This is a genomic window from Streptomyces sp. NPDC052042 (assembly GCF_044548345.1).
In the GTDB taxonomy this organism is placed as follows: domain Bacteria; phylum Actinomycetota; class Actinomycetes; order Streptomycetales; family Streptomycetaceae; genus Streptomyces.
Genome location: NZ_JBIUBU010000043.1, coordinates 1 through 22,025, shown reverse-complemented (window position 1 = coordinate 22,025; position 22,025 = coordinate 1). Strand labels below are relative to the sequence as shown.

14 protein-coding genes and 1 pseudogene are annotated in these 22,025 nt (G+C 70.1%); 11 read left to right on the top strand and 4 right to left on the bottom strand.

Annotated features, from left to right (window positions below; all coding sequences use genetic code 11):
- Nucleotides 1-22 precede the first annotated feature (22 nt).
- The 4 genes from ACIHCL_RS34990 to ACIHCL_RS34975 all read left to right on the top strand — a co-directional run bounded on the left by ACIHCL_RS34990 (nucleotide 23) and on the right by ACIHCL_RS34975 (nucleotide 5,719).
- On the top strand, nucleotides 23-1,444 hold the full coding sequence (locus ACIHCL_RS34990; RefSeq protein WP_399868410.1) for an aldehyde dehydrogenase family protein: 1,422 nt from the start codon (nucleotides 23-25) through the stop codon (nucleotides 1,442-1,444).
- Between the two features lie 104 nt (nucleotides 1,445-1,548).
- Nucleotides 1,549-2,925, top strand: a complete 1,377-nt coding sequence (locus ACIHCL_RS34985) for an MFS transporter (protein ID WP_399868409.1) — start codon at nucleotides 1,549-1,551, stop codon at nucleotides 2,923-2,925.
- 151 nt (nucleotides 2,926-3,076) lie between these two features.
- The gene (locus ACIHCL_RS34980) at nucleotides 3,077-4,678 is read left to right on the top strand and encodes an ABC-F family ATP-binding cassette domain-containing protein (RefSeq protein ID WP_399868407.1); all 1,602 of its coding nucleotides are present in this window, start codon (nucleotides 3,077-3,079) and stop codon (nucleotides 4,676-4,678) included.
- 258 nt (nucleotides 4,679-4,936) lie between these two features.
- Nucleotides 4,937-5,719 carry an SDR family NAD(P)-dependent oxidoreductase gene (locus ACIHCL_RS34975; RefSeq protein ID WP_399868405.1) on the top strand — a complete coding sequence of 261 codons (783 nt, stop codon included), beginning with the start codon at nucleotides 4,937-4,939 and terminating at the stop codon, nucleotides 5,717-5,719.
- A 37-nt stretch (nucleotides 5,720-5,756) separates the two neighbouring features.
- Here ACIHCL_RS34975 and ACIHCL_RS34970 read toward each other — a convergent pair whose 3' ends face one another.
- On the bottom strand, nucleotides 5,757-6,944 hold the full coding sequence (locus ACIHCL_RS34970) for an NAD(P)/FAD-dependent oxidoreductase (protein ID WP_399868430.1): 1,188 nt from the start codon (nucleotides 6,942-6,944) through the stop codon (nucleotides 5,757-5,759).
- Between the two features lie 302 nt (nucleotides 6,945-7,246).
- On the opposite strand from ACIHCL_RS34970, the gene ACIHCL_RS34965 reads away from it, so the two are divergent.
- From ACIHCL_RS34965 to ACIHCL_RS34945, 5 genes are all read left to right on the top strand, one after another.
- Nucleotides 7,247-8,128 carry a hypothetical protein gene (locus tag ACIHCL_RS34965; RefSeq protein WP_399868403.1) on the top strand — a complete coding sequence of 294 codons (882 nt, stop codon included), beginning with the start codon at nucleotides 7,247-7,249 and terminating at the stop codon, nucleotides 8,126-8,128.
- A gap of 531 nt (nucleotides 8,129-8,659) precedes the next feature.
- Nucleotides 8,660-9,259 (top strand): cysteine dioxygenase, encoded by a 600-nt coding sequence (locus tag ACIHCL_RS34960; protein ID WP_399868401.1) that lies wholly within the window; start codon nucleotides 8,660-8,662, stop codon nucleotides 9,257-9,259.
- An 86-nt stretch (nucleotides 9,260-9,345) separates the two neighbouring features.
- Complete coding sequence (locus tag ACIHCL_RS34955) at nucleotides 9,346-11,052, top strand: non-ribosomal peptide synthetase (RefSeq protein WP_399868399.1); 1,707 nt, start codon at nucleotides 9,346-9,348, stop codon at nucleotides 11,050-11,052.
- A complete protein-coding gene (locus ACIHCL_RS34950; protein WP_399868397.1) occupies nucleotides 11,049-17,219 on the top strand; it encodes a condensation domain-containing protein in 6,171 nt (2,056 codons plus the stop codon). The genes ACIHCL_RS34955 and ACIHCL_RS34950 overlap by 4 nt, the downstream gene beginning before the upstream one ends.
- Entirely contained in the window at nucleotides 17,216-17,950 is a 735-nt protein-coding gene (locus ACIHCL_RS34945) for a thioesterase II family protein (protein ID WP_399868396.1), read from the top strand. The genes ACIHCL_RS34950 and ACIHCL_RS34945 overlap by 4 nt, the downstream gene beginning before the upstream one ends.
- A 21-nt stretch (nucleotides 17,951-17,971) precedes the next feature.
- Here ACIHCL_RS34945 and ACIHCL_RS34940 read toward each other — a convergent pair whose 3' ends face one another.
- Nucleotides 17,972-18,514 (bottom strand): class I SAM-dependent DNA methyltransferase, encoded by a 543-nt coding sequence (locus ACIHCL_RS34940; RefSeq protein WP_399868395.1) that lies wholly within the window; start codon nucleotides 18,512-18,514, stop codon nucleotides 17,972-17,974.
- A gap of 272 nt (nucleotides 18,515-18,786) precedes the next feature.
- Here ACIHCL_RS34940 and ACIHCL_RS34935 point away from each other — a divergent pair, with 272 nt between their 5' ends.
- Together ACIHCL_RS34935 and ACIHCL_RS34930 are read left to right on the top strand one after the other, a co-directional pair.
- Nucleotides 18,787-20,295: an ISL3 family transposase gene (locus ACIHCL_RS34935; protein ID WP_399868428.1), complete on the top strand. Its 1,509-nt coding sequence runs from the start codon at nucleotides 18,787-18,789 to the stop codon at nucleotides 20,293-20,295.
- Nucleotides 20,296-20,362: 67 nt separating this feature from the next.
- Nucleotides 20,363-20,704, top strand: a pseudogene (locus tag ACIHCL_RS34930) (transposase); the annotation flags it as partial.
- Between the two features lie 58 nt (nucleotides 20,705-20,762).
- Here ACIHCL_RS34930 and ACIHCL_RS34925 read toward each other — a convergent pair.
- Together ACIHCL_RS34925 and ACIHCL_RS34920 are read right to left on the bottom strand one after the other, a co-directional pair.
- A complete protein-coding gene (locus ACIHCL_RS34925) occupies nucleotides 20,763-21,524 on the bottom strand; it encodes an aminoglycoside adenylyltransferase family protein (protein WP_399868394.1) in 762 nt (253 codons plus the stop codon).
- Nucleotides 21,525-21,653: 129 nt separating this feature from the next.
- A partial coding sequence (locus ACIHCL_RS34920) for a transposase (protein WP_399868392.1) occupies nucleotides 21,654-22,025 on the bottom strand: 372 nt, incomplete at its 5' end.

The following is a 22,025-nucleotide window of genomic DNA, read 5'->3' as shown; positions in this document are numbered from 1 at the left end:
GAGCCACCAGGAGAACACCGCCTTGACAGCATCCACCGTTCGCAATGTCATCAACGGCAAGCGGGTCGAGCCCGCCGCAGGCACCGAGCACGTCGACGTGCTCGACCCGTGCACCGGCGAAGCGCACCTGCGCGTGCCGTGCACCGGAGCCGAGGACGTCGACCGCGCCATGCGCGCGGCGGCGTCGGCCTTCGACGGGTGGTCACGGACCACACCCAGCGACCGCCAGTCCGCGCTGCTGGGCCTGGCCGACGCCATCGTCGGCCAGGCCGCGGAGTTCGGCGGGGCCGAGCTCCGCGACACCGGGAGCCGGGACGCCGCGGGCGAGATCGGCGGGATCGTCGACGAACTGCGCTTCTTCGCCGGCGCCGCGCGGCTGCTCGACGGCGTGGCGGGCGGCGAGTACGCACCCGAGCACACCTCCTACACCAGGCGCGAACCGGTGGGCGTATGCGCGCAGCTCGCCCCGTGGAACTTCCCGCTGCTGATGGCGGTGCTGAAGTCGGCCCCCGCGATCGCAGCCGGCAACAGCGTTGTGCTCAAGCCCGCGCTGACCACCCCCTCGTCGGCGCTTCTGCTGGCCGACCTCGCCGCGCGAGTCCTGCCGCCCGGCGTGCTCAACGTGGTCTGCGGCGGCCCCGCGACCGGACGGCTCATGGTCGAGCACCCAGTGCCCGCCGCTGTCTCGTTGACCGGGTCGGTCGCGGCCGGTGTGGATGTGGCCACCCGCGCCGCGGCCACGCTCAAGCGCACCCACCTCGAACTGGGTGGTAAGACCCCGGTCCTGGTCTGCGCCGACGCCGACATCGCCGACGCCGCGCGGACCATCGTCACCGGGGCTGTCACCAACGCGGGGCAGGACTGCACTGCCGCCACCAGGGTCCTGGTAGTCGATGCCGTACACGACCGGGTGGTCGAGGCGCTCGTGGCGGAGGCGTCGGCCCGACGCCCCGGTCCGCCGTCGGAGCCCGGCAGTGCGTACGGGCCGCTTAACAACCCCGAGCAGTTGGCGCGCGTGCAGGGATGCATCGACGCGCTGCCGCCGCACTCTCGGGTGGTCACAGGTGGCCACCGGGTGGGCGACCGGGGCTTCTTCTACGCCCCCACCGTCATCGCTGGAGTGCGCGGGGACGACGACATCGCCCGCACGGAGATCTTCGGGCCCGTGATCACCGTCGAGCGGTGTGTCGATGAGGATGAGGCCCTGCGATGGGCCAACTCGTCGCCGTACGGCCTCGCTTCTGCCGTGTGGACCACCGACCACCGGAGGGCGATGCGGCTGTCTGCCAAGTTGGACTACGGCACCGTTTGGGTGAACACTCACCTTCAGTTCCCCTCGGAACTGCCACACGGCGGCTTCCGTCAGTCCGGCCACGGCAAAGACCTGTCGCGGTACGGTTTCGAGGCGTACACGCGAGTCAAGCAAGTGACGCACCGCCTGTAGCGTCCCGCTGCACTGGAACGCAAGGACAACGAGAGTGGCCGGCACGGCATCGGGCTGGGTTCCGTAACCCGGCGGGCCACCACGCTTTTCGGGGTTAGGAGATCGTGGAACGTTCCCCCGGCGTATTCGCGCCGAAGTGGCGGCTCACCAGCATCGGAATCGCCGTTGCCATCAGCCTTTTCGCTTTCGAGGGCATAGCGGTCGCGACTGCTATGCCCTCTGCGGTGCGCGCCCTCCACGGGCTCGCCTTCTTCGGCTGGCCCTACAGCACCTTTTTAGTCATGAACCTGGTGGGCCTCGGCGTGGCGGGCCAGTGGTGCGACCGCGTCGGGCCGCGCAGACCGTTGCTCACCGGTATCGCGGTGTTCACCGCCGGACTGCTGACGGCGGGGACCGCCGGACACATGGCGGTGTTCGTCCTGGGCCGGGGCGCGCAGGGGATCGGCGTCGGACTGGCCTCGATCGCGGTGTTCCAGCTCGTGGCCACCGCCTACCCGCCGCACCTGCGTCCCAAGGCGCTGGCCGTCATCTCCGCGGCCTATGTCCTTCCGGCCTTGGTCGGGCCGATCATTTCGGGCACGATCACCGCACATGTCGGATGGCGCTGGGTGTTCCTCGGCTTGGTGCCGCTGGTACTGGGCGGTGGACTGACGCTGCTCCCCGCGCTGCGCAAGTCGACAGCACCGGGTCGCGCGTCGAGGGGCGGGGTCCGTAAGCCGCTGTTCGCGCTGCTCGCCGGCGTCGGAGTCATCGCGCTCCAGTCGGGGGGCAACGCCGTTGTCGCCGGGCGAACGGCGCTGGCCGTGCCCCTGCTGGGGGCAGGTCTGCTGGCACTGGGAGCAGGACTGCGGGAACTGCTGCCTCGAGGGGCGACGCGACTGCGCCGAGGGGTTCCCGCCGTAGTCGCGGTGCGCGGCCTGCTGGCGGGGGCGTTCTACGCCGTGGAGTCGGTCGTGCCGCTGGCCCTCGTCACGCTGCACGGTTTCGGGACCGTGGCCTCGGGCCTGCCCCTGCTAGCTGGCGCCCTCGGCTGGTGGGCCGGTGCTCGGGCGCAGGGCAGCATCACCACGGTGGCAAGGCCGTTGTTGCTGCGGTGGGGGCTCGCCGCCCTGGTGTGCTGTTTCGTGGGCATGGCGGCCTTGTGCCTGCCGGGCGTGCCCGGGTGGCCGGTGTACCTGCTGTGGATCGTGGGCGGGCTGGGCATGGGGGTGTGCGTCCCCACCACCGGTGTGCTCGTGCTAGACCAGTCCGCCGAGGACGAGACGGGCACAAACTCGTCGGCGCTGCAGATCAGCGACGTGACCGCGGCTGGACTGGGCACGAGCGGGGCCGGTGTGCTCGTGGGTGCCACCACGGCCGGGAGTCTGGGGTTCGGCGCCGGAATGGCGGTGCTGGGCCTGATGGCCGCGGCCGTCAGTGCCGCCGCGGCGGTGGGCGCCTCGCGCACAACACCCTTGAGGGAGCGCATCGCTGCGGGATGAACCGCCCGGCCCAGTGCGCTTGGCGAATTGCCTGGCGTGTCTGGCTCATTGGTTGCTAGCATGACCCGCATGTCTACTGCGCGAGTTTCCTAGCGACCTCACCCCGCTTCAAGGGACAGGTCTGCCGTCAGGAACTCACGGAGAGCATTCATTGATTACCGTACGTAATCTCGATGTGCGCGTCAGCGCGCGTCTGCTGCTGTCGGATGTCAACTTCCATATCGCCCCCGGTGACCGGGTGGCCCTCGTCGGGCGCAACGGGGCGGGCAAGACGACGCTGATGCGCACGATGGCGGGCGAACTGCGGCCCGCCGCCGGGGCCATCCAGTCAACGGGCCCAGTCGGATACCTTGCCCAGGACCCGCGCGGAGCCGACCAGGACCAGACGGTTACCGACCGGGTCCTGGCCGCACGCGGCCTCGACCTCGTCACCGCCGCGCTGCGCGCCGCCGAGACCGCCATGGCCGAAGCCCCGTCCGAGGCCGAGCGGGACCGTGCCATGCGCGCCTACACCAGGGCGCAGGACGAGTTCGACGTCCGCGGGGGCTATGCGGCCGAGGCCGTGGCCGCACAGGTGACCTCAGGCGTCGGACTGCCCGACCGGGTACTGACGCAGCGGCTCGGCGAGTTGTCCGGCGGACAGCGCCGACGTGTCGAGCTGGCGAGAATCCTCTTCGCCGAGCAGGACACGCTGCTGCTCGACGAGCCCACCAACCATCTTGACGCCGACTCCATTTCCTGGCTGCGGGACTTCCTGTCGGGTTTCCCCGGCGGCCTGCTGATGATCAGTCACGACACCGATCTCGTCGCCGCGGTGGCCAACCGGGTCTTTCACCTGGACGCCGACCGGCTCGCGATGGACGTCTACAACACCGGCTGGAGGCGCTATCAGGCCGACCGCGAAGCGGCCGAGCGCAGGCGGACCAGGGAGCGTGCCAACGCCGAACGCAAGGCGGCTGCGCTGCGCTCGCAGGCGGATAAGATGCGCTCGCACGTGGCCACCGCGGTGGCCGCGCGGAACATGGTTCGACGCGCGGACACCATGCTGCGGGAGTTGGAGCCGGCCCGCCGGGCCGAGCGCGTGGCGCGGGTGCGGTTGCCCACCCCGCAGCCCTCCGGGCGTATCCCGCTGGCGGCCATCGGGTTGGCCAAGTCCTACGGCGAGCACACGGTTTTCGACGGAATTGATCTGGCCGTCGACCGGGGGAGCCGGCTGGTCGTGCTGGGGCTCAACGGTGCCGGCAAGACCACGCTGTTGCGTCTCCTGGCGGGCGAACAGCAACCCGACCGGGGACGGGTGGTGCCGGGGCACGCCCTGCGCCTGGGATACTTCGCGCAGGAGCACGATACGCTCGATCCGGCGGCGACGGTGTTCGAGTCGCTGTCGTCTGCGGCCCCGGAGCTGTCCGACGGCGAGGTGCGGCAGGTGCTCGGTGCGTTCCTGTTCCGGGGCGACGACGCCGACAAGCCCACCAGCGTGCTCTCCGGCGGCGAGAAGACCCGGCTGGCGCTCGCATGCCTCGTCCACTCCGGCGCGAACGTGCTGCTGCTCGACGAACCCACGAACAACCTGGACCCGCTCTCCCGTGACGAGGTCCTTGCCGCCGTGGGCGACTACCCGGGCGCGGTCGTCATGGTCACCCACGACCGCAGCGCGGTGGAGGCGCTGCGTCCCGACCGGGTCCTCATCCTTCCCGATGGGAACGAGGATCTCTGGAGTGACGAGTACGCCGACTTGGTCTCCCTGGCCTGATCGCACTCCGCAGCCCGCCGCGCGCTCCTGAGAAGAGAACCCACCACGCACGCAGGCCGGACCGCTTCCGCAGAGGGAGGACAGATGGGAATTGGGCCCGTCGATCCGGCCGGCCCGCCGACGGTGCCGCGCGGCCCGCCTTGAGGGGGGCGTGGCCGCCCCGATGACCGGGCGGCCACGCCTCTCCGGCCCGCACCAGCGGAGCACCACCGGCCCTTCCCGGTCCTCCCGGACCGGCCGACAAGCTCAGGGAGCAACATGCCCGACCTGAAAGGCCGCACCGCACTTGTCACCGGTTCCTCGCGCGGCATCGGCCGTGGTATCGCCGAGCGGCTGGCCGCGAACGGCGCGCGGGTGGCCATCCACTACGGACACGACGAGCAGGCCGCCGCGGAGACCGTGGGGCACATCCGCGAGCGTGGCGGAGAGGCGTTCGCCGTCGGCGCCGACCTCTCAACGGTCGCCGGGGTGAACGAACTGCTGGCCGAGACGGCCTCTCGGTTCGCCGACGGCGGCCGGGACCGCCTGGACGTGCTCGTCAATAACGCGGGTTTCAGCACGACGTTCTTCGAGGCCACCACGCCCGAGATCTTCGACAGGTTGTTCGCGGTGAACGCCCGGGCACCGTTCTTCCTGGTGCAGCGTGCTCTGCCGCTGCTCGCCGACGGTGGCAGGGTGGTATCGGTCTCCTCGGCGGCGATCCGGGTCGCGGTGGCGGACGTGGCCTACACGATGGCCAAGGCCGCGGTGGTGGCGATGAATCGGACGCTGGCGCACCTGCTGGGCGAACGCGGCATTACGGTGAACACGGTGGCCCCCGGCGCCGTGGACACTGACCTGACCGCGGCGGAGCGGCGGGAGCAGCCGGAGATCAGGCAGGTCATCATCGACATGACCGCGCTCGGCCGGATCGGCACCCCCGCCGATGTCGCCGACGTCGTGTCATTCCTTGCCTCGGATGACGCGAGGTGGGTCACCGGACAGCTCATCGAGGTCAGCGGTGGCCTGTTCCTGGGGCTTCCCCCGGGCCTCGCGCACTGACCACGCCCCCGAACGACGAAACGGAGGGCCCGTGGCCCTAGTGGGACTCACCGAGCCAGCCCGCGTCCGACGGCGCGTCGCAACCAACGAAGGTTTTCAGGAACGCCTCGGTGGCCTGCGTGTCGCCGGCAGTCCGGGTCAGGTCGTCCAGGAAGTCGGTGCCGAAGGGACGCAACTCGGCCTGTTCGCAGGTGTAGGCGAAGGCCGCGAGCCGCTGCGCGTCGCGGGTTGCGGCATATCCGGCCAACGCCTCATCGAGCCTGGCGGAGCCCGAGAGTCCGGCGTCGAGGGCGTCGGCGAGCACGCCGGCGTCGGCGAAGGCATCGGAGATCCCTTGTGCCGAGACGGGGTCCTTGTGGTGGCCGGCGTCCCCGGCCAGGACCCACCCCGGGCCGTGGGCGTGCCTACGTGCGTTGCGGACGGCCGCAGATCGGGGCCGCGACACCAACTCCCCGTTCATCAAGGCCTGTTCGACCTCGGGGACCTCTCGCAACGACGACACGTAGAACTCCGTCAGCGCCGACCGCCCCGGGCCGGGGGCCTCCTCGGGCGGGAAGACCAGCGACACCACGGTGAGACCGTCGTGCGTCGGCCACAGGGAGATGCCGCGCCTGCCGCGGAACACCACGCGCACCCCCGGTTCCACCACACCCGACCAGTAGCCGTACAGGCTGCGCGCGAGAATCCCCCTATCCTCCACGACTGGGGACTTCGCCAGACGCGCGACCGTCGAGTTGCGGCCGTCGGCCCCGACGACCACCCGCGCGCGCAGTCCGACGGCCCCGTCCGGTCCGGCGCCCCGCACCCCCGCGACCCTGCCGTCGACGACGATGAGATGGGTGACCGAGAAGCGTTCCCGTAACCGTGCACCCTTGGCTCGGGCCTCGGCCACCAGCAGTGCGTCCAGCTCGGTCCGCCGGGGTGCGTAGGTCACGGCTTCCGCTCCTCCAGCCTGCGGTCCGCCCGCTATCACGCGGCCCTCGAAATCGAGCGAGGCTCTGACGATGGGCGGGCACCCCGTTTTTTCCAGTGCTGAGAGAAGGCCCCATTTACGGAGTTGCTGAACGCCCGGCCATCTGATCCAGTGAGTGGACAACGTGTCGGCCCCCGTAGGGTTTCGGTCAACCATTTCCACGGCATAGCCCCGCTCGGCGAGCAGCATTCCCAGCGGGGCGCCAGCACATCGCGCACCCACGATGACGACGTCGCAAAGATCGCCTTCCATGCCCATTTCAGTAGTCACTACTGAACCCCACTTCCTTGCCGAGAGAGCACTCCACTTTGGGATTTGTGCAGCTCAAACACCATGAAGGAGTGCGAGGTAATGGTGTCGAGTATTACGTCTCAAGCGCTTTGCGCGGGTGCGGCTTCCGGATTATTGAACGACTTCATCGCGTGGCTGAATCACGCTCATAAAGCGAGCCGTTGCCCGATTGGAGTTACCCACTAGGTCGCACATTAAGCGCGCCATACCGATTCTCATCGGAGCCATTGACACCCCTCGGCGGGCCGCCTTAGCATTCAAACATGATCAGTGATTCGATCCCATTAATTGCGTCACGATGTCATCAGGTGGGGGACCCGGTACATCTGGTCTGCTATTTCGCCCCTGAGGTCGATCAGGAGTTCACGTCCGCAGGACTTGAGCCGGGGAACATGGGGTACTTCGCCGGCCGCGCCGCCGCGCTCGGTCGCGCATCGTCTGCCGTGGTGGCAGCCGCGTTCTACAACTTCAACCCCGCTCTCATCGCCCGCCATCTGCCAAGGGCGTGGGATCGGGCCTCGCCGGAGCGCGTGATCGAGGCCCGTCTGTCCGCTGTGGACCGGGCGCTGCGCCACGTTCTCGGCGAGGATGTGGTGGGGAGTCCGGACGTCGTCGAGGCGGCCAAACTCGCCAGGACCGCTGCGGAGGCGTGCTTCCCCGAGGGACGGCCCCTGTACGCGGCGCACGCCGAGTTGCCCTGGCCCCGGGAACCGCACCTGGTCCTGTGGCATGCCCTCACGCTGCTGCGCGAGCACCGGGGCGACGGCCACATCGCTGCGCTGATCGGTCACGGTGTCGGCGCCATCGCTGCGCTGGTCACGGAGGCCGCCACCGGGAAGAGCCTCTTCAGCGCAGAGCAGGTGCGCGAGCACCGCGACTGGTCCAAGCAGGACTGGGACGCGGAGGTGGCCGCGCTCACCGAATCGGGCATCCTGGACGCCTCCGGACGGTTGTCCGAGGCGGGCACGCGACTGCGTTCCCAGATCGAGGCCGCGACCGACGCCGCCGCGGCTCCTCCCTACCGCTCCCTGGGTGCCGAACGTGCGGAGCGGCTCATCGCGCTGTGCGGGCCGCTTCGCGACGCGGTGGTCTCCTCCGGAGTGCTGCCGCGCAACGACACGGCGGGCCAGTCCGCTCAGGGGTGAGGCCGCCCCCGCCACCACCGTCCACGTGCACCGGTGGTTCCCACCGGCCCCCGGTGCAGTCGTGAAAGGAGAAATCTCGCGCCGCCCGTCAGGCGCGCCGGCTCCAGAATCCTCCGCTCACCGCCGACGAGTTCGGGAGACTTTACGGTGAGCGCCCGCTCGTACGGCCAGCTCTATCCCTTCGTGCTCGTCCCGCCGCAGGGCACCGTGCCCGGACCGCCATCCGGACGCGCGTCGCTCCTCGGCGGGAGACCGAGCACCGGTGTCCGGCGTCAGTTCGCCGTGCACGAGTCAACGACCGCATCTGGGCCGCAGGGATTCCGCGATAGCACCGCGTCACATCGTCGAGCCTGCTTTCCACCAGGCGTATCTCGTAGTGAACGCCCGCACGGCGGTCTGCCCCGCACGGCCGCGGCATGGACAGGCAGAGCCGCCCCAGCGTCCAGCGCCGACCGGTGTGCGCTGCCACGGCCACCGCACACCATCTGTACTCCCGCACTTCGCCATACGACTACACAGTGGAAGTGACCTATGGACGTCACCACACTCATCCATGAAGTCTCGCGGACCAAGTGCCGGGCCGACGAGCTCACTCGCCAGGAGATCACCGACCGGCTCTCCGGTGCGCTCGCGGAGTTCACCGCCTCGGTGGAGAACCAGCGCTTCGCTGAGAAGTACCACCCGAGCGGGAACTACACGCGGCTGCTGCTGAACTCCCCGGAGGACGCTTACCAGGTCGTCCTCGTGTTCTGGGGTCCAGGGCAGGGGAGCCCGATACACGACCACGACGACACGATCGGTGCGGTGAGCGCGCTCACCGGGGAGACAAGGGAGATCAAGTATCTCCTCACCCGGCACAAGGGCGAATGCGTCAAACTCGCCGAGGTCAGTGATTTCACCATCGCACCCGGCCAGATCGCCCTGATTCTGCCCGAGGACGACAAGCAACTGCACCTGATGGTCAACGAGAGGCACCACTGGGCGGCGACCGTCCACATCTACCTCACCGCGATACGTCGCTACCGGCAGTACGAGGCCACGCCGGACGGCTCGTTCCGCCCGGCCGAAACCCCCCTGTGGTTCGACGAGTACGACGTCGGGCGCAGAATGCCCACGAGCACCCGTTCCTGATCCCGCCTAGGCACACCACCCGGTCTCCGGGACGCGCAACGCGCCATGACCACCCTGCGCGCCCGGTCCCGTAGAGAGAGGCAGCGATGGACCTGCTGGACGCCGTGGCCCGCCAAGTGCGCCGGACTCCGGACGCCGTGGCGCTGACCGACCACCAGGGCACCCGGTTGACATACGCCGAACTCGACTCCGGTGCCCGTGCCGCGGCGGGCGCCTTGGCCGATGTCGGCGTGCGCCCCGGGGATCGGGTCGGGCTGGTGTTGCCCCGCACCGCGGAGCTGTTCTTGCTCGAACTCGCCGTACTGCTCGCAGGCGCCTGCTTCACACCGTTGGACCAAGCCCAGCCACCGGACCGGTTACGCCTGCTGCTGGACCGCGCGTCGGTGGCCCTGCTGGTCACCGACGACGAGGAGCTGGCCGAGGCCAGCGGTGTCCCTGCGGTCCGGCCCGATGCGCTGCCGGCCTGGGGCGGCGCCTCTTCACGCGATCCGGGCGCCCGGCCCGAGGACCCGGCCTACTGCCTGTTCACCTCGGGATCGACGGGATCACCTGTGGGCACCCTGATCAGCCGTGCCGCGATGGACGTCTACGTAGCCGCGTATGCCCGGCTGGTCGGCGCCTCGCCGCAAGAACGCGGGGCACAGATCGGGTCGCCTGGGTTCGATGTCACCGTCGACGAGCTCTGGCCCTTCCTGAGCACGGGCGCATCCGTGCACATCGCGTCCGACACCGACCGCTCGTCGCCCCGCGCGCTCGTGGACTGGCTGCGCGTCAACCGGATCACCCAGACCTACATCCCCCCGCTGCTGCTGGAGTCGATCTTCCGCCTCGACGGCGCGGACCTGGGCGACGTATGGCTCATCCGTACCGGCGGCGAGCGCCTTGCCACCTACCCACCGCGGGGTTTCCCCAGCCGCGTCCTCAACGAGTACGGGCCGACCGAGACCGTTGCCGGCGCGGTGTTCTGCGACGTCTCAGCGTGGGCCGACCGCAGCATCCTGCCGCCGATCGGGACACCGCTGCCGCACATCAGGGCCAGTGTCCGCACCCGCGGGGGGAAGACGGTCGCGCCGGGCACCCCGGGTGAGCTGTACCTGGGCGGTCCGACCGTAGGAATCGGCTACCTCGGCGACGACGAGCGGACCGCACGCAAGTTCGTCGAGGTCAACGGGGAGCGCTGCTTCCGGACCGGTGACTTGGTCCGTGAACTGCCCTCCGGCGAACTGGAGTTCCTCCGCCGCATCGACGATCAGGTACAACTGCTCGGGAAACGGGTCGAGTTGGGTGAGGTGGAGAGCGCGGCTGCCACTCATCCTGCGGTTCGGCGAGTGGCGGCGGCCGCTCCGACGGACGACGCGGGCCGCGCGGAGCGGCTGGTGTGCTTTGTGGAGTGGCATCCGGGGCACGGCGACGCCGACGCCGCCCACCTCCGCACCCACCTGAGCGGGCTGCTGCCCGACTACATGGTGCCCACCGAGGTGCACATGGTCGACCGGCTTCCCACGACCCCTTCAGGCAAGGTCGACCGGAAGGCGCTGCTGCGCGCCCGGTCAGGGCCCCCGCGCACCGCACTGACCCCGCAGGCGCTGGTGCAGGTGTGGGAACGGGTGCTGGGCGTCACCGGGCTCACCGTCCACTCCGACTTCTTCCTGCACGGCGGTGACTCGGCGCGCGCGATGACCGCGGTGACCGAGATCGGCCTGAGGCTGGGCCTCCGGGTCACCGCGCGCGAGGTGTTCGTCCACCCCACCCCTGCTGAGCTGGCCAAGCGGCTGACGGAGGAAAACCAGTGAGCGCAAGCACCGTGCTCGACATGGTCGCGACCACAGCGGCCGCCCACCCCGGAGCGACGGCCGTCGTCCAGGGCGAGCGGTCGTTGACCTACCGCGAACTGACGGCGGCCGTGCCCCGGTTCGCCGAGGCGCTGGCCGGCCTGGGCGCCTCCCCCGGCGCGCATGTGCTGCTCGCACTGGACAACCGGCCCGGGTTCGCGATCGCCTACTTCGCCACGGCCGAGGCCGGCTGCACGGTGGAGGCCATCGATCCGGACCAGCCGGAAGAGGCGCTGCGCCGGAGGCTGGCCGACAGCCGCCCCGCCGTGGTGGTCACGACCGCAGGACACCCCGTGGCCGTGCTTGCCGACTGCCCCGTCCTCACCGTGGACGACTCCCTCCCCGCGCCTCCAGCGGGCTCGCGGCGCCGACCGTCACAGGCGAACGGTCCGTGGGTGACCGCGCTCTCCTCCGGCAGCACCGGCGAGCCCAAGCGCATCGTCCGCACCCAGGCCCACCAGGTCGCCGAGGCCGACAACATCACCGCGACGGCCGGCATCACTGCCGATGACGTCCTGCTCTGCCCAGTGCCGCTGTTCCACGCGCTCGGACAGTTCTGCTGTCTGCTGGCGGCGGTGCGTTCCGGTGCCACGTTGGTGCTGCCGGACCGAAGCGCGGGCGCGTCCTCCGCCGACGCCGTGGTGGAAGCACTGGCCCGGCACCGCGTCACACTGCTGATCGCCGTGCCTCAGCTCTTCGACGCCCTGGCCGACCTGCCCTCGGACACACCGGTCGAACTCGGTGCGGTGCGCCTGTGCCTGTCCGGGAGCAACTTTCTCGATCCGGCCGTGGCACAGCGCTTCGAGGCGCGCTTCGGCCTCCCCGTGCGCCAGACCTATGGGAGCACGGAGGCGGGCAGCGTCTGCTGGGACGTTGGCGAAGAGCCCTCTCCCGGCACCGTCGGCACACCCCTGGAGGGCACACGGATCCGGGTGGTCGACGAGAGCGGAGCCCCCCTGCCACCGGGCGTGACGGGCGAGATCGTGGTGTCTGGCCGCGCCGTGGTCGAAGACCCGGGGAGCGACCACCACAGAACGGGCGACCTGGGCAGACTGGACGCACAAGGCAGGCTGACCGTCGTCGGACGCTCCCGTGTGCTGATCGACACCGGCGGGCACAAAGTGAACCCGGTCGAGGTCGAGCGGGTGCTGGCAGAGCACCCACTGGTCGCCGACGCCGGGGTGGCCGGCATTCCCCTGCCCGGCCGGGTAGCCCTGCTGGTGGCGGCGGTGCGACTGCGCGACGGCACACAGGTGGAGCCGGCCGACGTGCTCGCACACTGCGCACGGCACTTGCCCTCCCACGCGGTGCCTCAGCGGATGCGCATGGTGGTCGAGGTGCCGCGCACCCCGTTGGGTAAGGTGCGCCGCGCGGCGCTCGCCGCCCTGCTCGCGAACGAGCCAGGCGGGGCGGAAGCCGGGTTACGGGAGAGGCTGACAGCGCTCCCTCCGGACCAGCGCCACACCGAGGTCAGAAACCACTTGCGCCGCAAGGTCGCGGAAGTGGTGAGGGCGACGCCTGCGGCGGTGGACCCTGGTGCCCCGCTCCGGGAGGTCGGCGTGGACTCGCTGGCCGCGCTGCGGCTGCGCGTGGTCGTGCACGGGGAACTGGGGGTGAGGCTGCCGCTGCCCACCATCCTCGGCCCCCGGCCGCTGGTGGAGTTGGCCGACGAACTCGCCGAACGGCTCAACGGCCCCGAGGACGACGCCGACCGGGTTCCGCACGGACCGGTCGAAGGCCGGTTCCCGCTCTCACCGAACCAGATGTCGCTGTGGCACGCCGAGCAGCTCGACCTGGGCGGGTCGGCCTACGTGGTGGCCTTCGCCGCGCGCCTGGCAGGCGGCTGCGACGTGGACGCACTACGACGAGCCTGGACGGCCCTGGCCCACCGGCATCCGGCTCTGCGCACCACCTTCCCCCCGCGCGACGGGACCCCCGTCCAACAGGTGGCCGCCGAGGCGGAGGTGGACTTCGGGATCGTGCTGGTGCCACCGGGCTGGGACCGCACGCACCGGGAGGACCTGGTCCGCTCGGCGTTCGAGCCCTTCGACCTGGCCGCGCGCCCACCACTGCGCGTCCGGCTCTACACCGGACCACCCACAGGCCCGGTGATGGTGGTGTCCCAGCACCACCTGATCACGGACTACTGGTCCGTGATCGTGATGCTGCGCGAACTGGCGGTGCTCTACGCGGCGGAGAGCAGCAGTGCCGAGGCCTACCTGCCCGCACCCGCACACGGCTACGCCGACTTCGTGGCGTGGTCGCTCGCGCGGGCCAGTACACCCCGCGGCGCCGAAGACCTAGCGCACTGGGTGCGGCGTCTGACACCCCCGCCCCCGCCCGCGGATCTCCCCACCGACCGGCCTCGGCCGGCGGTACGCAGGCAACACGGCTCGACGCTGCGTGTGGACCTGTCACCGACGCAGGTCGCCGCCATTCGCGCGCACGCCCGTGCCACCGGGACGACCCCGTTCGCCGTGCTGCTCGCAGTGTTCCACGTGCTGCTGCACGCCTACACCGGACGCGAAGACAGTGCCGTCGGGGTGAGCACAGCCAACCGCGAACGTCCCGAATTCGCGGACGTGCTCGGCTACTTCACCAACTCTGTGGTGCACCGGGTGCAGATGTCACCGGAGCAGTCGTTCTCGGCCCTGCTCAGCTCGGTCACCCAGACTCTTCTGGCGGGGCTCGAACACAACGGGGTCACCCTCGAGAACCTGCTGGGACCGGTGGGTGCCCCCCGTGACCGCAGCCGCGCTCCGCTGGTGGAGGTCGGCTTCGGGCAGAACACCGCGCACGACCCCGAACTGAGCGAAGTGGGCGAGCTGCTGTCCGCCGACCGCGACGGGGTGCACGTGCGCCTGGGGCCGCTGACCCTGGAATCGGTCGCGCTGCGCCGTACGGGAGCCGTCTACGACCTGGCCGGTGTGGTCGTCGAGGGCGACGACTCGATCTCGATCACCTGGGAGTACGACGCGGACCTCTTCACCCGAGCCACGGTGAGACGGCTGGCAGCTCGATTCGAGGTCCTGGTGGACACCCTGCTCGCCGCAGATGACACCGAGTTGGGCGCTTTGTCCGCTCTGGCCTTGCCCATGAGCAGGCCTGCTGGAGCGCGCCCCGACGAGCCGGTCACTGACCGCGTGCGGCGGTGGGCCGCATCAACCCCTGCGGCTCCAGCGGTCGTCGACGGCACGCACACCGCGACCTACGGTGAAGTCGACCGGGCCGCGGACCTGGTCGCGGCCGCGCTCGTCGCGTGTGCCGGCCTCGGTCCCTCCGCCGTGGTGGCCGTGCTGGCCGAGCAGGCGACCGACCTGGCCTCCGCGTGCCTGGGGGTGCTGCGCGCGGGCCTGATCTGCGCTCCCATCACCGGAGAGGACGACTCCGTGCCTGCCGAGCTGTCCGAGGTGGGGGCGTCGGCCCTGGTGGACATGACAGGGTCCGCGAATGTCCCGGACACGCCCGTGGTCCGCGTCGACGATACGTCCGTGCCCCCGCCCGGGCACCCCACCCGTCTCCGGGCACCCGCGTTGGTGGTGCGCACCAGCGGCACCACCGGAGTCCGACGTCCGATGGTGCTCGCACACCGGGCGCTCGCCGGCGCGGTGCGCGACGACGAGCGGGGTGAGGTGCTGATCGCGCGCGGCACGGCCGACCGGCTCGCGGTCGACCTGCTCACCACCCTCGCGGCGGGGAACGCCGCAGTTCCCCTGGCCCCCGCCGTCCGGCTGGCGGAGTTGGCGCGCGGGCGGGCAGCCGCCTCGGCCTCGGTCACGCCCACAGAGGTGGCCGCTCTCCTCTCCCACCTGGCCGTAGACGGCGGCACGCCCTCGGTGCGGACGCTCGTGGTCAACGGCGAGACTCTCGGCTCGGACCTCGTCCACCGGTGGCGACGCCACGCCCCAGGCAGTCGCCTCGTGCACGTCTACGGCGGCATCGAGTGGGGACTGGCGGTGTCCGAGGAGGAAGTGACCGTTGGCTCCGCCACAAAGGGCATGGAACCGGTAACGGGCATCGTGCCAGCGGGCAGACCCTCGGCCGATTCGCTGCTGTGCGTGGTGGACCCGTGGGGCCGCGCCTGCCCGACCGGCGTGCCCGGGGAGATCTGCGTCGGTGCTGAAGAGGCGTCAGCACCGCTCGGCGCGGAGTCGGCGCCCCCCGCGCTTCGACACCCGCTGGTACCGGATGCCCACGTGCGGCGGACAGGAGACGCGGGCGTGTTCCTCCCGGACGGGAGGCTGGTGGTCCTCGGCCGGGTCGCGGAGATCCGTTCCGAGCGCGGCTACCACCATGCTCCGGCACGGGTCGAGCGCGTGTTGCGTGCTCATTCCGCCGTACGGGCGGCGACGGTTTCAGGAGACGGAGCAGGCGGGTCCACCGCGGTTGTGGAGACGGACGGGACCGTGTCCGAGAACGAGCTGATGGACATGCTGCGCCGTGAGGTACCCGCCCACCTGTTGCCCGAACAGCTGCTGTGCGCGGCGAGATTGCCGATGAAGCCGGACGGCAAGGCCTCGCGGGCCTTTCAGACACTGACAGCCGCCGGCTCCGGGGCGCCCGAGCCCGCCCAGGACATGACCGAGGTCGAGGCCGCACTCGCGAGCATCTGGAGCGAGATCCTCGGTGTCGAGCACGTCGGTCTGGACGACGACTACTACGCGCTGGGCGGCGACTCGGTGCAGGCCGTGCGGATCGCTACGAAGGCTGCCGAAAGGGGATTGCAGGTCACTCGACGACACCTGTTCACCCACCCGACCATCCGGTCACTGGCCCGGGTCACCACCTCGGCCGCCGGAGCGGCCATGGTGCGCAAGAGTTTCGCGCGGCGCAGGTCCATCCCACTGACTCCGGTGCAACGCTGGTTCTTCGGGCTGGGATTGCCCGACGTGGGCCACTGGAACCAGTCGGTCGCGGTGAAGGTACCGCGATCGCTGTCCTCGGAGGCCCTGCTGGCCGCCGTCCGCACAGTGGCCGACCACCACGACGTGCTGCGCCATCGCTTTCGCAGGCGGGGAACGGACTGGGAGCAGGTCATCGACCCGACAGCACAGACCGTGGCGATCGAGGACGTGCCGGCTTCCGGCGACGAGGCCGTGTCCACCGCGATCGACCAGGCCAGGCGGGGTGTCGACATCGCAGCGGGCCCGCTGCTCCGCGCCACGCTGATCCGGGACGGGGCGGACCGGCGGCTGCTGGTCCTGACCGCGCACCACCTCGTGGTGGACGTGCTGTCGTGGGGCGTGCTGCTGGACGACCTGCGCACGGTCTGTGCCCACCGTGTCGCGGGAGATCCCGTCCGACTGCCTCCAGTGCCCATCGCCTACGACGAGTGGGCGCGGGCGCTCCAGGAGCACGCCGACGACCTCTCCGGTCGCGCCGCCCCCATCGTGTGGGACGACGCATCCGGCGCAGCCTCTGGTCCGCCGTCCATGACGTATGAGCGCAGCACCCGCGTCGTCGAGCGCGCGCTCGACGACGCGGGTGCTGCCCCTCTGTTCGACAGACTGCGAGGGCTGGGCGCGCACCCGGCCGACGCTGTGCTGGCGGCCGCAGCCGGCGCGGTCGCCGCCGAGCTCGGATGCCGCGCAGTCCGCGTCGTGATGGAACTGCACGGCCGCGATGAGGTGGTCAACGGTGCGGACCCGTCGCGGACGGTGGGCTGGTTCACCGCGTTGGCTCCCGTGCTGGTCGACGCCGCTCCGGACGCCGAGCCGCGCATAGTGCTCAACAACGCCCGGGCGGCTCGTTCGCGCGGGCTTGAACACGGCCCGTTGCGCTACGGCACCTCGGATACCACCGCCCGTACCCGGCTCACGGGAACGGACCGCCCGTGGGTGAGCGTGAACTACCTGGGCAGGCTCGGATCGGTGTTCGCAGGTACGGCAGGACGGAACGGTGACAGCCTCGTGGAAGTCCCACTGCCGGATCGAGGGGATCGGGGCCCGGGCAACCCCAGACCATTCCACTGGGAGTTCAGCGCGTACACGAAGGAGAACGAATTGGTGCTGCGGCTGGCGCACGCAGGTGAGAAGGACCAGGCGGAACGCCTCTTGGACACCGCCTGCGACTACCTCCGCTCCCTCGCCACCGCCCTGGACACGGCGGAGCAGGAGGAGTCTCGGTGAACGAGAACTGGCTGGTGGACCTCGTACCCGCCGAGCGACCGGGGCGGGTGGCGTATCTGTTCCCGCACGCGGGCGCGGGCGTCAGCGCGGTGCTGGCACTGGGCCGGGCACTGGCACCGGACTCCCACCCGGTGGCGATCCGCCTGCCCGGGAGGGAGTCGCTGCTCGACGAGCCGCCAATCGCTGATCTCCCAACGCTGGCCAAGCGGCTGGCCTGCGCCATCCGCACGCACGCGGGCGGAGCGCAGATCATTCTCTACGGCCACTCGTCAGGGGGGATACTGGCGTACGAGACGGCTCGCGCACTGGAGCCGGAAACGGCCATCCTGCTCGCGGTCTCGGCGCAACAGGCACCAGGGACAGCCGTCCGCACGGCCGCCGGGTGCTGGGACCTCCCGGACGACGAGTTCTTCGCCCAAGTCGTCGCGGACGGATACCTGCCCGCCGAGCTGCTCGATGCCCCGGACATCCTGGAGATGGTGGCCCCGGCTCTGCGAGCGGACTACCGGGCAACCCACGAGCACCTCATCAGAGTGGAGTGGACCCCCGTGGCGTCGCCGATCCTCACCATACGCGGCGCGGAAGACCAGACCGTCACCGCAGAGGACATCGCAGCATGGTCGGCGCTGACGACGCGTGGTCACACGACCGTGCTGATCGCCGCAGGGCACAACCTGCTGCGCGACTGCCCGGCGGAGTTGGCCGAGGCCCTCCGGCACGCACTGCCCTGAACGCGGCCCGGCTGCGGGAGGTCAGGACTTGCGGTGCACGGAAACGGCGTACTCCCCGTCGGTGTAAGGGGCTCGGGACCAGGTCGCGTATCTGGCTTCAAGCGTGAGTCCCGCCGCCCGACAGTGGGTGTCGTAGTCGTCCAGCGTGTATCCGCGGTCCAGGGAGAACCCCGCGACGAGGCGACCGTACGGACGGACGTGGCCTGCCACCCCGGCCACCAGGGCCGGTTCCGTTCCCGGCGGAGTGAACAGCGGAACGTTGCCCGCCATCACCACGACATCGAACAACAACCCCAGGTCGAGGCCGACCAGGTCATGCTGGTGCCAGCGGATCTCCGGCGCCAGGCGCCGGGCGGTCTCGATCATCGACTCGTCGACGTCCACGCCGACGACGGCGATCCCGTGGCGGGCCAACTCGATGGCCACCCGGCCAGTGCCACAGCCCGCGTCGAGGACGGTGGCAGGCTCGAAGGAGCGGACCAGCGCGGCTTCACCGTGAACGTCCCCGCCCTCGGCGGCGATGCGGTCGAACCGGGCCTGATACTCGTCACCGTTCCACGTCATGCGTTCACCGTGGCACACTCGCTGCCCTGACCGCAGGCCGATTCCTGATGTCTCCGTCAACAGCCCCTCCGTACTCGCCTCCCGGGTCCGTACGGCCCATCCCCCCGCGCCGACGCATGCCCAAATCGCTGAGCCCGACTCGCTGTTCGGTCCCGGCCGCGCCCGTGGGTGGGGTCTGTCAAACAAACGGCTCTGTTCCGTAATCGGTGGTAACCAGGGGTGACCGACATCGTTGGCGTGATGTGTGCGATCTCAACGAGCTTGTGAGCGTGGTGTTTTCAGGGTTGTCGGCGCTGGTGGTCGAAGGCGTGACGGACGAGTGTGGCGTAATTCGGGTGACCGCGCGGACCCGGGAGGATCCAGTGCCGTGTCCCGTGTGCGGTACGCCGACTGAGCGGGTGCACGCCTTCCGCCGTCGGACGGTGGCGGACGTGCCGGTGGACGGCCGGCGGGTCATCGTCTCGGCGAGGCTGCGGCGGCTGGTGTGCCCGGTGCTCGGCTGCTCTCGACAGACGTTCCGCGAGCAGGTTCCCGGCGTCGTGGAGCGGTACCAGCGCCGCACTACCCGCCTGGCCGACCAGCTCGGATCTGTGGTCAAGGAGCTATCGGGCCGGGCGGGTGCCCACCTCTCCCATGTCCTGGCCTGTTGCATCTCTCGCTCGACCGCCCTGCGCGTGCTCATGCGCCAGGCATCGCCACCACCGCGTGTCCCGCGCGTGCTGGGCGTCGACGACTTCGCCCTCAAGCGCCGGCACCGCTACGCGACCGTGCTCATCGACGCCGAGACCGGCGAGCGGATCGACGTTCTGCCCGACCGCACCACCCAGACCCTGGCCGCGTGGCTGCGCGAGCACCCAGGGATCGAGTACGTCTGCCGCGACGGCTCCGGCTCCTACGGCGAGGCGATCCGCCAGGCACTTCCCGAAGCGGTGCAGGTCAGCGACAGGTGGCATTTGTGGAGCAACCTGTGTGGGAAGGCCCTGGCCGAGGTCCGCTCCCACGCCGCCTGCTGGGCCACCGTCGTGAACCCCGCCCGGCCCGGGGGCGTCCGCGAGCAGACCACCCGCGAGCGCTGGCAGCAGGTCCACGACCTGCTCGACCAGGGGGTCGGGCTGCTCGAATGCGCGCGGCGCCTCGACATCGCGCTGAACATCGTCAAGCGGTACGCCCGCATGAAAGAGCCCACCGGCGATCGCCGCGCACCCCGCTACAAGCCCACACTGGTCGATCCCTACCGCGACCACCTGCGCCGACGTCGGGCCGAGGAGCCCGCGGTGCCCGTCACCCACCTCCTGCGCGAGATCAAAGAGCTCGGCTACACAGGCAGCGCCAACCTCCTGGTCCGCTACATCACCCAGGGCCGCGCCGAGGGCGACAAACCCGTCACGACCCCACAGCGCTTCACCGGCCTCCTCCTCAGCCGCCCAGAGAGCCTGCGCTACAAGGACACCGCACTAAATCGGGAACTCACCACGACATGCCCCGAGATGACCGAACTTGCCCGCCTGATCCGTGAGTTCGCGCAACTGCTGACGCCGGCCGAGGGCAACGACGCCAAGCTCACCGACTGGATCACGTCAGCTCGCTCCGTCGACCTGCCCCACCTGCACTCCTTCAGCAACGGCCTGGCACTCGACCGGGCCGCCGTCGATGCCGGACTCACCCTCCCGTTCCACAACGGCCGCACCGAGGGAGTCAACACTCGCACCAAACGGATCATGAGGCAGATGCATGGCCGAGCCGGGTTCCCCCTGCTCCGGCATCGCATCCTCCTCCGATGATCACGACACAGAGCTACCACCGATTACGGGACAGAGCCGAACGTTTTACAGTCCCGGTCCTGGAGGCATCCGGGTGCCTCGCACGGGTCCGGGCCGGCCGCGCACCAAGCCTGACAGGGTCCGTGCGGATAAGGCGTACGGCTTCCGCGCCAACCGGGCCTACCTGCGCAGACGCGGGATCGGCTGCACGATCCCGGAGAAGGCGGACCAAGTCCGCAACCGCAAGAAGTTCGGTTCCCGTGGCGGGCGCCCGCCCAAGTTTGACAAGGACGACTACAAGGAGCGCCACGCGGTGGAGTGCGGGATCAATCGCCTCAAGCGCCACCGAGCCGTGGCCACGAGGTACGACAAGCTCGCCGTCCGCTATGAAGCGACCGTGCTGGTCGCGGCTATCAACGAGTGGCTGTGACCAGCACGGTCGCAACACTTTCAGTGATCAGGACCTCAGGAAGCGGATCCTGTGTCCGTTAGCTCCCGGGGCTCAATCGGTCGATCTCGGCGAGCACGCGGGCCGTATGCGGACGCACCTGCGCCTGCAACGCCTCGCTCCAGCTCTCTTCGGAGTAGCGGCAGTTGAGATAGAGCTGCCTGGCGTGCTCCAGGACAGGGCGATGTTCGGGAGGGAGCTGGGCGAGGGCCCAGTCGGCGGCAGCTTCCTTCGACCTGATCTGGCCGGTGGCGAGCGTGGTCCAGATGCGTGCGAAGGTCAGTAGGACGTTGCGGGTGTCGCCCTCCAGGTTGTCGAGCAGGTCGGGGATGCCCGCCACGCTTGCCCGGACCAGGTCGGAGTGCGGGACGGCGTCGAGAACCTGTGTCGGCCGCGGGCCGGTGAGAGGGTGGTCTCCGGTCAGCGCCACCGTGATCAGCAGGGCCAGATCGGGCATCGGCTCCGGCCGGGGCACCTCCCCGGCCTCGTACTCGGCGCGCAGCCATTCGCCGTACAGGAAGTCGCAGGTAGGAGGGTATCGCCATGGCTGGACCTCGGACTGGACGACCACCGTGAGCTCGACGGGGCGGACCTTGTTCCGGGAGCCGGAGATCTCGAGCAGGCCACCGAGGAGCGCCCGTCGCTCCCGCTCGTCCAGCGACCGCCGGGAGACGACGAGCACGTCCACGTCGCTGGCCGGCCTGAGGCCACCGAGCACGGAAGACCCGTGAAGATAGGCGCCGAAGACATCCCCGCCCAGCACACCGCTGGCCAATCTCACGATCTCCTGAAGCTGATTCACCGCGCCAGTGTCTCCCGTCGCCGGGTCCGACCGCACGGCAGTATGGGTCGGCTCGCGGTCCGCCGTCACGCGACCGTGCTGGTCACAACTGTCAACGAGTGGCTGTGACCAGCACTTTCGCAACAGGCCCTACTGATCTTTTCGTAAGTTCGGTAGGTGTGGTGGGTGGATGGTCAGGCCGGTATGGGCGAGGAATGACCATGGAAGTCGGGGGTTGGTGTTGATGCGGTGGATGCCTTGCTCGGTGGCGTCGGCGACATCGGCGAGGTGGTCGCCTGCGAGGTTGGCAAGTTCGCTTTTCTTGAGCGATGACCACAGGAGTTCCACCGGGTTCAGCTCGGGAGCGTAGGCCGGTAGTCGTTCCAGGGTGAGCCAGTCCTGTTCGGCGACCCAGGCCCGCATCGCACGGCTCCAGTGGGCGGACAGCCCGTCCCGGACCAACACCACCCGGTCGCCGCCGTAGAACACCTTCATCTGCTCCAGGACCTCGATCAGTGCGGT

Bases quoted from the DNA above. Each gene is read 5' to 3' on its own strand.
- ACIHCL_RS34975 (WP_399868405.1), top strand. From the start codon at position 4,937: ATGCCCGACCTGAAAGGCCGCACCGCACTTGTCACCGGTTCCTCGCGC.
- ACIHCL_RS34970 (WP_399868430.1), bottom strand. From the start codon at position 6,944: ATGGAAGGCGATCTTTGCGACGTCGTCATCGTGGGTGCGCGATGTGCT.
- ACIHCL_RS34965 (WP_399868403.1), top strand. From the start codon at position 7,247: ATGATCAGTGATTCGATCCCATTAATTGCGTCACGATGTCATCAGGTG.
- ACIHCL_RS34960 (WP_399868401.1), top strand. From the start codon at position 8,660: ATGGACGTCACCACACTCATCCATGAAGTCTCGCGGACCAAGTGCCGG.
- ACIHCL_RS34955 (WP_399868399.1), top strand. From the start codon at position 9,346: ATGGACCTGCTGGACGCCGTGGCCCGCCAAGTGCGCCGGACTCCGGAC.
- ACIHCL_RS34940 (WP_399868395.1), bottom strand. From the start codon at position 18,514: ATGACGTGGAACGGTGACGAGTATCAGGCCCGGTTCGACCGCATCGCC.